Annotated in this window: 13 protein-coding genes and 1 pseudogene; 2 read left to right on the plus strand and 12 right to left on the minus strand. The window is 64.1% G+C overall.

Features of this window, described 5'->3' with window-relative positions:
- Positions 1-70: 70 nt before the first annotated feature.
- The gene (locus NKH01_RS07655; protein ID WP_352483631.1) at positions 71-922 is read left to right on the plus strand and encodes a sugar phosphate isomerase/epimerase family protein; all 852 of its coding nucleotides are present in this window, start codon (positions 71-73) and stop codon (positions 920-922) included.
- A 23-nt stretch (positions 923-945) separates the two neighbouring features.
- On the opposite strand, the gene phnE (NKH01_RS07660) is transcribed toward NKH01_RS07655, so the two are convergent.
- The 11 genes and pseudogenes from phnE (NKH01_RS07660) to phnG form a co-directional block, all read right to left on the minus strand.
- Positions 946-2,313, minus strand: a complete 1,368-nt coding sequence (gene phnE / locus NKH01_RS07660; protein WP_353019847.1) for a phosphonate ABC transporter, permease protein PhnE — start codon at positions 2,311-2,313, stop codon at positions 946-948.
- Between the two features lie 2 nt (positions 2,314-2,315).
- A complete protein-coding gene (phnE, locus tag NKH01_RS07665) occupies positions 2,316-3,272 on the minus strand; it encodes a phosphonate ABC transporter, permease protein PhnE (protein ID WP_353019848.1) in 957 nt (318 codons plus the stop codon).
- Positions 3,273-3,324: 52 nt separating this feature from the next.
- Positions 3,325-4,233: a phosphonate ABC transporter substrate-binding protein gene (gene phnD / locus NKH01_RS07670; protein WP_023721976.1), complete on the minus strand. Its 909-nt coding sequence runs from the start codon at positions 4,231-4,233 to the stop codon at positions 3,325-3,327.
- An 87-nt stretch (positions 4,234-4,320) separates the two neighbouring features.
- On the minus strand, positions 4,321-5,169 hold the full coding sequence (phnC, locus tag NKH01_RS07675; protein WP_023721975.1) for a phosphonate ABC transporter ATP-binding protein: 849 nt from the start codon (positions 5,167-5,169) through the stop codon (positions 4,321-4,323).
- A gap of 221 nt (positions 5,170-5,390) precedes the next feature.
- Positions 5,391-6,007 (minus strand): annotated as a pseudogene (locus NKH01_RS07680) (DapH/DapD/GlmU-related protein).
- On the minus strand, positions 6,004-6,711 hold the full coding sequence (phnL, locus tag NKH01_RS07685) for a phosphonate C-P lyase system protein PhnL (RefSeq protein ID WP_023721973.1): 708 nt from the start codon (positions 6,709-6,711) through the stop codon (positions 6,004-6,006). The pseudogene NKH01_RS07680 and the gene phnL overlap by 4 nt, the downstream one beginning before the upstream one ends.
- A gap of 211 nt (positions 6,712-6,922) precedes the next feature.
- Complete coding sequence (gene phnK / locus NKH01_RS07690; protein WP_140536281.1) at positions 6,923-7,699, minus strand: phosphonate C-P lyase system protein PhnK; 777 nt, start codon at positions 7,697-7,699, stop codon at positions 6,923-6,925.
- On the minus strand, positions 7,696-8,607 hold the full coding sequence (locus NKH01_RS07695) for an alpha-D-ribose 1-methylphosphonate 5-phosphate C-P-lyase PhnJ (protein WP_353019849.1): 912 nt from the start codon (positions 8,605-8,607) through the stop codon (positions 7,696-7,698). The genes phnK and NKH01_RS07695 overlap by 4 nt, the downstream gene beginning before the upstream one ends.
- On the minus strand, positions 8,604-9,716 hold the full coding sequence (locus NKH01_RS07700; RefSeq protein ID WP_352856930.1) for a carbon-phosphorus lyase complex subunit: 1,113 nt from the start codon (positions 9,714-9,716) through the stop codon (positions 8,604-8,606). Before NKH01_RS07700 ends, NKH01_RS07695 begins: the two co-directional genes overlap by 4 nt.
- 1 nt (position 9,717) lies before the next feature.
- The gene (phnH, locus tag NKH01_RS07705) at positions 9,718-10,329 is read right to left on the minus strand and encodes a phosphonate C-P lyase system protein PhnH (RefSeq protein ID WP_352495514.1); all 612 of its coding nucleotides are present in this window, start codon (positions 10,327-10,329) and stop codon (positions 9,718-9,720) included.
- On the minus strand, positions 10,329-10,790 hold the full coding sequence (gene phnG, locus NKH01_RS07710) for a phosphonate C-P lyase system protein PhnG (protein WP_353019850.1): 462 nt from the start codon (positions 10,788-10,790) through the stop codon (positions 10,329-10,331). The genes phnH and phnG overlap by 1 nt, the downstream gene beginning before the upstream one ends.
- Positions 10,791-10,924: 134 nt before the next feature.
- Here phnG and phnF point away from each other — a divergent pair, with 134 nt between their 5' ends.
- The gene (gene phnF / locus NKH01_RS07715; protein WP_352592785.1) at positions 10,925-11,668 is read left to right on the plus strand and encodes a phosphonate metabolism transcriptional regulator PhnF; all 744 of its coding nucleotides are present in this window, start codon (positions 10,925-10,927) and stop codon (positions 11,666-11,668) included.
- Positions 11,669-11,686: 18 nt separating this feature from the next.
- On the opposite strand, the gene NKH01_RS07720 is transcribed toward phnF, so the two are convergent.
- The gene (locus NKH01_RS07720) at positions 11,687-12,703 is read right to left on the minus strand and encodes a zinc-binding alcohol dehydrogenase family protein (protein WP_352642648.1); all 1,017 of its coding nucleotides are present in this window, start codon (positions 12,701-12,703) and stop codon (positions 11,687-11,689) included.
- Between the last annotated feature and the right edge of the window lie 40 nt (positions 12,704-12,743).

A 12,743-nucleotide genomic window follows, 5' to 3' on the forward strand; every position in this document is an offset into this window, starting at 1 on the left:
TTTTCGGCTCGGCCTGACCTGAATCTACCACTCCTCGGGGGCGATCGAGCGAATGAAGGGAGGGGCGTCGATGAAGATCGGCATGTGCATGCTGTTGTGGACGACGGCCGTGTCGAAAAAACACGAGCCGCTGTTGAGAGACATCAAGACGACCGGCTTCGACGGCGTCGAAATACCGGTCTTCTCCGGCGCGCCGGACGGCTACAAGAAGCTCGGTGATCTGCTCGACCGAATCGGGCTGCAACGCACCGCCGTCTCGGCCATGGGCGATCCGGCGATGAACCTGATCTCGCCGGATGCCTCGACGCGCAAGGCCGGTATCGACTACATGAAATGGGCGATCGACTGCGCGCAGGCGCTTGGCGCAGACACGTTGAGCGGCCCGTTGCATTCGACGCTCGGGGCCTTCTCGGGCAGCGGGCCGACGGCGGCCGAGAAAAAACGTTCGATCGCTTCGCAACGCGCTATTGGCGACCATGCGGGCAACAAGAGCGTCACCATCGGGCTGGAGGCGCTCAACCGCTTCGAATGCTATCTGCTCAACACGATGGACGATTTGTCGGAGCATATCGACGCGATCGACCGGCCGCACATCAAGGCGATGTACGACACCTTCCATGCCAACATCGAAGAGGCCGACCCGATCGGCGCCTATACACGCAACCGCAAGAACGTCGTCCATATCCACATTTCGGAGAACGACCGCGGCGTGCCGGGCCGCGGTCACATCCCCTGGAAGGAGACTTTCTCCGCCATCCGCGAGAGCGACTATGACGATTGGCTGACGATCGAGGCGTTCGGCCGCTCGCTGAAGGATCTGGCCGCGGCCACCAAGGTGTGGCGCGACTTTTCCGAAGGCCCGGAAGCTGTTTACCGCGACGGCTACAGGCACATCAGGAGCGGCTGGAAGAAGGCGGCCTAACTGCCGCCGGCGCAACGCGGCCGTCACCCCTGGCCGGCCTGGATCCTGTTGTAGTCGTGGATCGTCCTGCTCAAGCGGCGGCGCAGGAAATTGGAAATGTTGTCGAAGATGAAAACGACGAGCAGGACCAAGAGCACCATGTAGAAGACATTGGCCCAGTTGGAGTTGGTGCGCATCGCTTCCCAAAGCTTCAGGCCGATACCGCCGGCACCGACAGCGCCGATGATCGTTGCGCCCCTGGTGTTGGATTCCCACTGGTAGAGCGTCTGGCTGATGAAGACCGGAATCACTTCCGGCAGCACGCCATAGCGCTGCACCAGCAAGCCGTTGGCGCCGGTCGACTGGATGCCCTCGCGCGGCTTGTCGTCGATGTTCTCGAGGCCTTCCGAATAGACTTTGCCGAGCGTGCCGATCTCGGTGAAGAAGATCGCGGCGCTGCCGGCAAGCGGGCCCGGGCCGAAGGCGCGGGTGAAGAACAGCGCCCAGATCAGCATGTCGACCGAACGCATGAAATCGAAGAAGCGCTTGAGCACCTGACTGATCACGCCGCTCGGGGTGATGTTGCGGGCGGCAAAGAAGGCGAGCGGGAAGGCGACGATGCCGCCGAGCAAGGTGCCGAGAAATGCCATGACGATGGTCTGGAACAGCTTCGTCCAGACATCGCCATGCTGCCACTGGGCGTTGTACCAGATATTGTCGGCGGCCAGCGTGATGTTAGATGTGCCCGGCTTGAGCTGGGGTCCGGACATCAGCAACGAGACCACCTCGCCGGGCGACTTGCCGAAGAAGGGCGAGCGTGTGTCGAAGACGAAATTCGCCCAGCCGAGGAAGCGCTTGCGGACCTTGACGCGATCGACGGTTATGCGGACCTCGCCGGCAAAGCCCATCCTGGCGACGATTTCGTCGTCGTGTGCGGTGATCCAGTCCGGCACCAGGCCGGATATCACCGGCTTGCCGCTGGCCAAGGACACCGGCACCGTCTGGCCATTGGCGACCAGCATCGCCTCGGTCTTGTCGAAGGTAACCGATTTGGCCCGGCCGTCGATCAGAATGGTGTAGGAGCCGTTCGCACTGGTGATGACCCAGTCGGGATGAGGATCTTCGCCGAGCGCGGAAAAACGCGGGTATTTGGGCGTGATCTGAGGCTGATCGAGACGGAATTCCGGCTGCAGATCGTAGCTGATCCATTGCGTCAGAAAGAGCGGCAGGCGCTCCCAGTGGGATTCCCTCAGAACTTGCGGCAGGCTGAAGAACCACAAGGTGTAGACGAGGTAGAGCAGGATGCCGGCGAACAGGACCAGCGGGCCGAAGCGTTTGTACAGGGGCCGCCGGAACACATGGGGGAAGCGCTCCTCGATCGACTGCATCTCATCGGCGGTCATTGCGGCCATGCTCAGGCGCCCATCATGAAAGCCTGCTCGCCGACGAGCTTGCGGCGAAGCCAGGCAGAGAACTGATCGACGAGGACGATGGTGGTGAACAACAGCAGCACCAGAGCCAGCGTCTTGGCGCCGAAGCCGCGCGAGATGGAGAGCTTCAGCTCCTCGCCGATGCCACCACCCCCGACCGCGCCGATGATGGTCGAGATGCGGACATTAATCTCGATCCTGAGCAGCGTGTAGGACGTGAAATTGGGCAGCACCTGCGGCAGGGCAGCGAAGCGCATGCGCTCGAACCAGTTGGCGCCGACGGCGCGCAGGCCTTCTTCGGCGCGCATGTCGATGTTTTCGTTGATCTCGTAGAAGAGCTTGCCGAGGGCGCCGATCGAATGCAGGCCGATGGCGATGATGGCTGCGACCGGGCCGGTCGAGAGGATGGCTGCGAACAGGCCGGCAATGACGATCTCCGGGAAGGCGCGAAGCAGTTCCATGAAGCGCTTGACGACGAGCCTGAGCACCGGACTGGGCGTCAAGTTGCGCGCCGCGATGAAGGAGAAGGGCACCGCAAAGACGAAGCCGATGAAAGTGGAAACCAGCGCCACGTTGAGCGTGGTGAGCATCAGCTCGAAATATTCGGGTAGATAAAAGCCGCGCCAGAGATAGACGCGGCCAAGCGGGAAGTTGAACTCCTGGCTGCCTTTGTCGTGCGGCGATGCGATGTCGAACAGCGCGCGCCAGACGTCATTCCAGTCCTTGGGAACAAGCCAGCTAAGGAAATCCAGTATGTGCGGCAGCCGATCGAAGAAATGTCCGGCATTGGCCTCGTCGGCGAACCACATGGCTGTGCACATGGCAACAAGCAGCAAGCCGATGCCGAGCGCGGTGTAGAACCGGCGCAAGGACGTCTGGCGTCGCCAGGTGTCGGCCGTCCGCCGGGTCGCGTCTGAACGGATCGTGGCTGAGATGGTCATGATCGGCATGCAAAAAGGGCGGCGCTGGTAAGGCCGCCCTTTTCAATTGCATTCACCCGCCGATCGCGGCTTTGCGGGCTTCGACGATGACGCTGTAGAAGTCCGGCTTCACTGGAACGTAGCCAGTGAAATCGCCACCTTCGATGGCTTCGAAGCAAGGCTTGTCCTTGGCCGGCAAGCTGGTGAAGAAGTTGGCGAGCTTGGCGCTCATATCGCCGCCGAGCGCGGTGCGCACGACCAGCGGGCCATTCGGGATCAGGCCGGAGCGCCAGACTTCGACGAAGTCGTTGGGGTCGACGGCGCCCTTGGCGACTTCCTTGTGGAAGGTGCCGGACGTGTAACCGTTCTTGAAGTCGCCGATGCCCGAGGAGTCGTCAACCGCCACGTCGACCTTGCCGTCGCGGACGGCGAGAAGGTTGTTCTCGTGGCCGCCATTGAACTGGGTCGAGGCGAAGAAGGTTTCGTTCGAAGCGCCGGTGTCCTTCGGGATCTGGGTCAGCGGGATCAGATAGCCCGACGTCGAATCCGGGTCGGCATAACCGAGCTTCTTGCCCTTGGCCGATTTGATGTCGGTGATGCCGGACGACTTCAGCGCCAGGCCTATCGAATAATAACCGGTCGCACCGTCGGTCTGCTGGGTGGTGAGGATCGGGGTCACCGCGTTCGGATCCTTGAGGTAGACGCTGGCATAGCCCGACGCACCAAGCTCGGCGAAATCGAGCGTGCCGCCGAGCAGGCCCTGGATGACGCCGTCGTAGTCGGCGGCCGGGAACAGCGAGACCTTCTCGAAGCCGAATTCGGACGTCAGGTGATCGGCGAGGCACTGAAAATTGCGCAGCCGGTCCGCTTCATTTTCACCGCCAAGGATACCGATGCGGAATTCCTTGATATCCTGGGCGTGAGCGGCACTGGCCGCGATGGCGAGCAATGAAACTGCGCCAAAAACCATCTTCCTGAACATTGGGTCTCTCTCCTTTGATCCGGCCTCGCGCCGGTTGCGATCGAATTTTGACGAGTGCCTTTGACGCGGGCGGCGATCAGGCCGTTCTCAATAACCAGGAAACGCTGGCTCGAGCGGTCCGGCGGATGCAGCGATTTTCTGTTTGATGGCGACACTGGTCGAGGTGATGGCCTCGGAGATTTCGCCGCCATTGCTGTCGGCGCCATAGACCATGCGCACCGCCTCGCGATTGAGGTCTTCGGGCGGGCCGTCGAAGACGACCTTGCCGGCGGCCATGCCGATGATGCGGTTGCAATAGTTGCGCGCCGTATCCAGCGTATGCAGATTGGTGATGACGGTGATACCCTCGCGCAAATTGATATCCTGCAGCGAATCCATCACCACTTTGGCGTTGAGCGGATCGAGCGAGGCAATCGGCTCGTCGGCGAGCAACACCTTCGGCTGCTGCATCATGGCACGCGCGATCGCAACGCGCTGCTGCTGGCCGCCGGAAAGCGTGCCGGCGGGCTGCAGCGCGGTGCGGGCGATGTCCAGGCGCTCGAGGGCTGCAACCGCCTCGGCGCATTCGTTGCGGGAGAACATGCCGAACAGGTTGGACAGGGTCGAGCGGTGGTTGAGCCGGCCGAGCAGCACATTGGTCAGCACATCGAGGCGCGGCACCAGATTGAACTGCTGGAAGATCATGGCACAGTCGCGTTGCCAACGCCGGAGCGGCGAGCCGCGCAACCCGGAAACCTCGACGCCGTCGAACAGGATGGATCCCTGGCTGGGATCGATGAGGCGGTTGATCATGCGCAGAAGGGTCGATTTGCCGGCGCCGGAGCGGCCGATGACGCCGACCATCTGTCCTTGCGGGATCGAGATGTGAACATTGCTGACGGCGGTGTTCTTGCCGAACCGGCGGGTGACGCCGCGGATTTCGAGCGTAGCTGACATGGTGCAGGCTCCAGTCCAATCGCAATTGAAGGTCTGTTAACCCTCGCTAGCGCAGCTACGTGAACCTGCGGTGTCTGATTGATGTCAGTTTTGTTACCGCCCACAGCCTGGAGCGGGGCGGGATCAACTCGGCGCGAGAAGCTCGAATGGTGAATGGTGATAAGAAAGGCTTTCCTGAGCCTCGAAATTTATTCGCTGCCCGCCATTACCATTCACGATCCTTAGCCACCATACTTCTCCAGAAAAGCCTCCGCCGACAGCTCCCGGAAATCGTCGAGCGCGGCGCGCAGCCTTGCATGATCCCAATCCCACCAGGCGAGCGCCTGATAGCGCTCCGCGGTGCGGCGGTCGAAGCGCTCGCGGATCGGCTTGGCCGGTACGCCGCCGACGATGGTGTAGGGAGCGACGTCCTTCGATACCACTGCGCCGGCACCGACCGCCGCACCGTCGCCAACGGTGACGCCGGGCAGGACGGTCGAGCCATGGCCGAGCCAGGTGTCGTGGCCGATGGTGACGCGTTTGGCGCGGCGCTGAGCGAAGAATTCGCTCTCGTGCTCGGCGTCGTCCCAATAGTCGGAGGCGCGATAGGTGAAATGGTGCAGCGTCGGCCGCCAGGTCGGATGATTGTGGCATTGATGCGGACGCTGGCGGCGATGTTGGCGAATTTGCCGATTGTCGCGCACCAGACGCTGCAGTCCTGCATCATGTAGGAATAGTCGCCGATCATGCTTTCCGAAACCCGGCTTCGGTCGGCGATCTCGGTCCAGCGGCCGAGCGTCGAGTTCTCGATCTCCGCCGTCTCGTGGACCAGCGGGGCCTCCGACAATTTCCTGGTCATGCGGCGATTTTCCCAGCGGCGAAGGCGGTCACGTCTATGATGCGATCGGCGACGGCTTCGCGCACGTCGTAATCGTGGAAGATGCCGAGCAAAGCGACGCCCGCCGCCTTCTTGGCGGCGATCAGGGAAATCACCACGTCCCGGTTCTTCGCATCAAGCGAAGCGGTCGGCTCGTCGAGCAGCAGGATCGGATGCTCGGTGATGAAGCCGCGCGCGATGTTGACGCGCTGCTGTTCGCCGCCGGAGAACGTCGCCGGCGGCAGCGCCCAGAGTTTTTCCGGCAGGTTCAATTGGGCCAGCAAGTCGCGTGCCTTGCCGCGCGCGGCTTCGCGCTCCTCGCCGCGCTCGACCAGCGGTTCGGCGACGACATCGAGCGCCGAGACGCGCGGCACGGTGCGCAGGAACTGGCTGACATAGCCGATCGTGAGCCGGCGCACGGCTAGCACGGTGCGCGGGCTGGCCGTGGCGAGATCGATGAGCCCGTCCTCGTGCTGGACGATGATCTGGCCTGCGTCGACGGCATAATTGCCGTAGAGCATTTTCAGGATCGAGCTCTTGCCGGCGCCGGACGGGCCGCCGAGCACGGAGCATTCGCCGGCCCTGATCGCGAAAGAGACACCGGCGACGACAGGCAGTTTGATGCCGTCGCGCAGATGCATGGTGAAGCTCTTGGCGACATCGGAGACGACGAGCGGGGTTGCCATCAGAGGGTGCTCCATTCGCCAGTCGTTTGCGGGCCAACACCCCCCTCTGGCCTGCCGGCCATCTCCCCCTCAGGGGGGGAGATTGGCTGTCGCATTCGGTTTCGCCATTCTCCTGTGTCGCAGAACGGGCGGGACATAAAAGCTGCCGATCTCCCCCCTTGAGGGGGAGATGGTCGGCAGGCCAGAGGGGGGTACGCCGGAGCAATCATCGTCACACCTGCAGAATCGAGGAGACAAGCAACTGGGTGTAGGGCGCGCGCGGATCGTCGAGGACGCGGTCGGTGAGGCCGCTTTCGACGACGCGGCCGTCCTTCATCACCATCATGCGCTGCGACAACAGCCGCGCCACGGCGAGATCGTGGGTGACGACGATGGCCGCCAGGCCGAGATCGGTGACCAGCCCGCGCAGCAGATCGAGCAGGCGTGCCTGTACCGAAACGTCGAGGCCGCCGGTCGGCTCGTCCATGAACACCAGCCGCGGCCCTGTGACCAGGTTGCGGGCGATCTGCAGGCGCTGGCGCATGCCGCCGGAGAAGGCGCGCGGCTCGTCGTCGATGCGGTCTTCGTCGATCTCGACGCGCGACAGCCAGTCGACCGCCGTCGCGCGGATCCTGCCATAGTGGCGGTCGCCGACCGCCATCAGCCGTTCGCCGACATTGGCGCCGGCCGACACCGTCATGCGCAGCCCGTCGGCGGGGTTCTGATGGACAAAGCCCCAGTCGGTGCGCATCAGGAAGCGGCGCTCGGCCTCGCTCATGCGGTAAAGCTCACGGAACTGGCCGTCGCGCATGCGGTAGCTGGCGGTGCCGGAGCTGGGCAGCAGCCGAGTCGACAGGCAGTTGAGCAAAGTCGTCTTGCCGGAACCGGATTCGCCAACCACCGCCAGCACCTCGCCCGGCCACAGGTCAAAGGTGACGTTCTCGCAGCCGACGCGCGAGCCGTAGAATTTGGACAGCGCCGAAACGCGCAGCAGCGGTTCGTCGGTCATTCAGCCGGCTCCATTTTTCCTGGGGCAAGATGGGTCTCGGGCGCGAGATGGCCGCGGTGGCCTTCGGCGCGCCGCTTCTCGCAATGATCGGTGTCGGAGCAGACGAACATGTGGCCGCCATGGTCGTCGAGGATGACCTCGTCGAGATAGACGTTCTCGGCCGCGCACAGCGCGCAGGGCTGGTCGAAGGTCTGCACTTCGAAGGGATGATCCTCGAAGTCGAGGCTGACCACCTCGGTAAAGGGCGGCAGCGCATAGATGCGTTTTTCGCGGCCGGCGCCGAACAACTGCAGAGCCGGCGAACGGTGCATCTTGGGATTGTCGAATTTCGGCGTCGGCGACGGATCCATCGCATAGCGGCCTTCGACCTTGACCGGGTAGGCATAGGTGGTGGCGATGCGGCCGTGCCTGGCGATGTCCTCGTAGAGCTTCACATGCATGAGGCCGTATTCCTCAAGCGCATGCATTTTGCGCGTCTCCGTTTCGCGCGGCTCGAGGAAGCGCAGCGGCTCGGGGATTGGCACCTGATAGACCAGCACCTGACCGGCACTCAGCGGATGTTCAGGGATGCGATGGCGGGTCTGGATGATGGTCGCCTTGGCCGTCTCGGTGGTGACCGCGACATTGGCGACCTTCTTGAAGAAGGCGCGGATCGAGACGGCATTGGTGGTGTCGTCGGCGCCCTGGTCGATGACCTTGAGAACATCGTCCGGTCCGATGATCGACGCCGTGACCTGGACGCCGCCGGTGCCCCAGCCATAGGGCATCGGCATCTCGCGCGAGGCGAACGGCACCTGATAGCCGGGGATGGCGATGCCCTTGAGGATGGCGCGGCGGATCATCCGCTTGGTCTGCTCGTCGAGATAGGCGAAGTTGTAGGTGGCGATGTCGGTCGGTTGTCCGGTCATTCCGCGGCCTGCCTTTTCTCGTCGGCCTTGCCGGCGTTTTCGCGGGCGTCGTGCGCGGCGCGCATGCGGCGCACGAGGTCGAGTTCGGCCTGGAAATCAACATAGTGCGGCAGCTTCAGATGCTCGACGAAGCCGGTCGCCTGGACATTGTCGGAATGCGAGATGACGAACTCTTCGTCTTGCGCGGCGGCGACAACATCTTCGCCGAATTCGGTTGCACGAAGAGCGCGGTCGCATAGCGCCATGGCCATCCCCTTGCGCTCGCCCTGGCCGAAAACGAGGCCGTAGCCGCGGGTGAATTGCGGCGGCGCCTTGGCCGAGCCCTTGAACTGGTTGACCATCTGGCATTCGGTGACGCGGATGCTGCCGATCGGCACGGCAAAGGGCAGTTCCGGCACGTCCAGTTCCAGTTCGACCTCGCCGATGCGAACCTCGCCGACGAAAGGGTGGCTGCGCGCATAGCCGCGCTGGGTGGAGTAGCCGAGCGCCAGCAGAAAACCCTCGTCGCCGCGTGACAGCGCCTGCAGGCGGATGTCGCGCGCCATCGGGAATTCCAGCGGCTCGCGGGTGATGTCGCCGGGGACATGATCCCCAGGCATGTCGCCGTCGGGCTCGATCAGGCCTTCGCGGGCGAGGATCGCGGAGACGCGCGGCATCGCCTCCGCTTCGCCTGCACGCTGCTCCGGTTCGGCGACATCGCCGCCGGCGGCAAGCTCGGGATCGAGCAGGCGATGGGTGTAGTCGAAAGTCGGGCCGAGCAGCTGACCGCCGGGCAGGTCCTTGTAGGTCGCCGACACCCGCCGCTCGACCAGCATTGTGCCGGTGTCGATCGCCCTGGTGTAGCCGAAGCGCGGCAGCGTCGTGCGATAGGCGCGAACCAGGAAGATCGCCTCGATCATGTCGCCGCGCGCCTGGACGATGGCGAGTGCCGCCAATTCCCTGTCGTAGAGCGAACCTTCGCCCATCACGCGGTCGACGCCGAGCGCCAGCTGCTCAACGATCTGGTCGAGGCGAAGTGCGGGCACCGAGCGGTCGCCGCGCCGGCGGTCGGCGAGCAATTTGTGGGCGTTGCGGATGGCCGCTTCACCGCCTTTTACCGCGACATACATCCTACGCCTCCATCGTCTTAATGCGCGTCGTGCGCGGCAGGCAGGCAATTGCGTCGGACGTGGCGAGGATGATGTCGACACCCCGCGGAAAGCGCTGATTGTTCTGCTTCCATTGCTCGACGAAATGACGCGGCATTTGCGCCGGCGCGATCGTCGCCGTCTTCTCGATGCCCGGGCCTTCGAGCAGCAGCGGAGCGCCGGAGACGAGATCGCCGACCTCAAGGATCAGCGTCGTCGAACGATCGGGATAATCCTGGGTGCCTTGCGAAAACCCGTCGAGCGCCATCATCTCGGCCGGCGTGGCAATCAGCGCGAAATGCGCGTCGGCCGGGGTGTTGGCCAGCGGCGCGCCGGTATGGAAGCCAAGCCAGGATTTCACCGCCGCCGACCCCTGCAAAGCCGGGTCGAGCCAGAGCGGCGTGTCGTTGTCGCACAGCGCCAGAGCAATGGCACCGGCGGTGGCCGACAGCGGCACGGGGGGGTGGGCGAGGGCCGGCAAGGGCTGCACGCTGCCCGGCCGCGCCATCGCGTCCATCACAGCGCGGAATACGGTCTGCGCGTTGAATACCGGATCGGCGAAGCCGCCTTCGATCGATTGAGTGGCGAGGTCCATCAGTCTTCTCCGCGCACCATTGTGAAGAAATCGACCTTGGTCGCCGCCGTCTCGGCGCGGCGCTGGTCACGGGCCTTGGCCAGTGCCGCCTGCAAGGGCGCGACGAGCCTGGTCTCGACCCCGTTGCGGTGGGCCGGGTCCTGCCACAGCGCATCGGCGATTGCTGCCAGCCTTGCCTTCTGCTTGTCGCGGCCGAGCGCATAGCAGTGGCCGACATGGCCGGACGCAAGCCGCACCGTGGCACGGGTGACCGTCGCCTCGCCGACATTGAACGGCGCGCCGCCGCCGCCGATGCGGCCGCGCACGGTAACCAGGCCGGTTTCGGGGCCACGCAGAAGTTCAGCTTCGGAAGGCAGGCCGGCTTCGTCCCAGAGGCGGACAATGTCGTAGCCGGACGATTGCGCCAGCGTCGCCATTACGGCCTTGCGCTCGGCCTGCTCTCGCGCTTCCCGTCCTCGCATGGCTGCTACTCCTCGTTTGCGTGCATTTGTCTATTGATATAGACAACTATACAAATTATATCTATTATCTAGCATGTGTCTATGACGTGTACGTGACACGGGCCAAAAGGTCGGCGCAAAGATTGGGGCGGGAAATGATCGGGCAAGCCAACAGCATCGAGCGGCGCAGCGGTGTCGCGCTATGGCGGCAGATCGCCGACCAGATCCTGCATTCGATCGCCGTCGGCGATTTTCCCGAGAATGCCGCGCTGCCGCCTGAGGTGGCACTTGCCGAACGCTATGGCGTCAACCGCCATACGGTGCGCAGCGCTATCGCAGCGCTGGTGCAGGAGGGTGTGCTCAAGGCGGAGCAAGGGCGTGGCACCTTCGTGCTGTCGCGAAAGCGGCTGTCCTATCCGATCGGCGCCCGCACCCGCTTTTCCGAGGGATTGCAAGGACAGGCGTCAGAGCGGCACATCACCTTGCTCGCGTCGTCGGTCGAGCCAGCCAACCGTCGTGTCGCAGAGGGCTTAGGCCTTGTGCAGGGGGCCGACGTGATACGCCTGGAAACGCGGGGCGAAGCCGATGGGATGCCGGTGTCCCGCGCTGCCGGCTGGTTCGATGCCAGGCGCTTTGCCGGCATCGATGCTGCCATGGCAGAAACCGGTTCGATCACGGCATCGCTGGCACGTTTCGGCATCGACGACTATCTCCGGCAATCGACCGTGCTGTCGGCGCGCCATGCCGATGCCGCCGACCTTGCCGACCTCGACCTGCAGCCCGGCGCCATCGTGCTGGTGACGGTCGCCGTCAACGTCACGCCCGACGGTCAGCCGATCCAGTTTTCGGAGTCGCGCTTCCCGGCCGAGCGGATCGAACTCAAACTGTCGGCGCTTTGAGACGCGGCTATCGTTGTGTCATCCGACCTGGATGACCGCCTTGATCAGCCCGGATTTCTCATGTGCCCAGCGGGCGAGGTCGCGCGGCGTCTCGCCAAGCGTGGTGCGGTGGGTGACTAGCTTTGCCAGCGGCACCGCACCGTTGCGGATTGAAGCGGCGACATGGTCGAAATCGGCGCGCAGAGCGTTGCGGCTGCCGATCAGCATCATCTCGCGCTTGTGGAATTCGGGATCGGAAAAGGCGATGTCGTCCTTGACGACGCTGACCAGCACCAGCGTGCCGCCATGCGCGACATGGGCGAAGGCCGACTGCACCGACTGGGTGTTGCCGGTGGCGTCGAAGACCACGTCAAAACCATCGCCGTCGGTCGCCTGTCGCACCAGATCGGCGGCGGCTCCCCGCGAACCGTCGAGGGTCGCGAAGCCGAGTCCGCTTTCGGCAAAGCCAAGCCGTTCAGCGCTCATGTCGAGCAGCGTCACGTCGAGCCCGGCGATCCGGGCGAACAGCGCCGTGCCGAGGCCGATCGGGCCGGCGCCGATGACCAGGGTACGCGCGCCCGATTGAGCCAGCGAGCGCCGCACCGCATGCGCCCCGATCGCCAGGAATTCGACGGCGGCCGCATCGGCCAGCGACAGGCCGTTTGCCGGATAAAGATTTTGCGCCGGCACCAGGATCTGCTCGCACATGGCGCCGTCGCGATGGACGCCGAGCACCTCGATCCTGACGCAGCAATTCGGCTTGCCTTGCCGGCAGGCGATGCATTTGCCGCAGGCGAGATAGGGATTGACGATCACCGCTTCGCCTATTGCCAGATCGACGCCTTGGCCGGTCTCCAGCACGGTCCCCGAGACTTCATGGCCCATGATGCGGGGATAGGCGAGGAACGGGTGCTTGCCTTCAAAAATGTGATAATCGGTGCCGCAGATGCCGACATGACTGACCGCGACCAGCGCCCAGCCCGAGGGCGGCGCGCCAGGCGCCGGGCGATCTTCGAGGACAAGTTCGCCGGGCGAGCGGCAGACGACGGCTTTCATGCTTCAATCCAGTCGGTTCATGGCACCGCCGGCTCTGCTG

Source organism: Mesorhizobium sp. M1403 (genome assembly GCF_040317695.1).
Classification (GTDB): domain Bacteria; phylum Pseudomonadota; class Alphaproteobacteria; order Rhizobiales; family Rhizobiaceae; genus Mesorhizobium.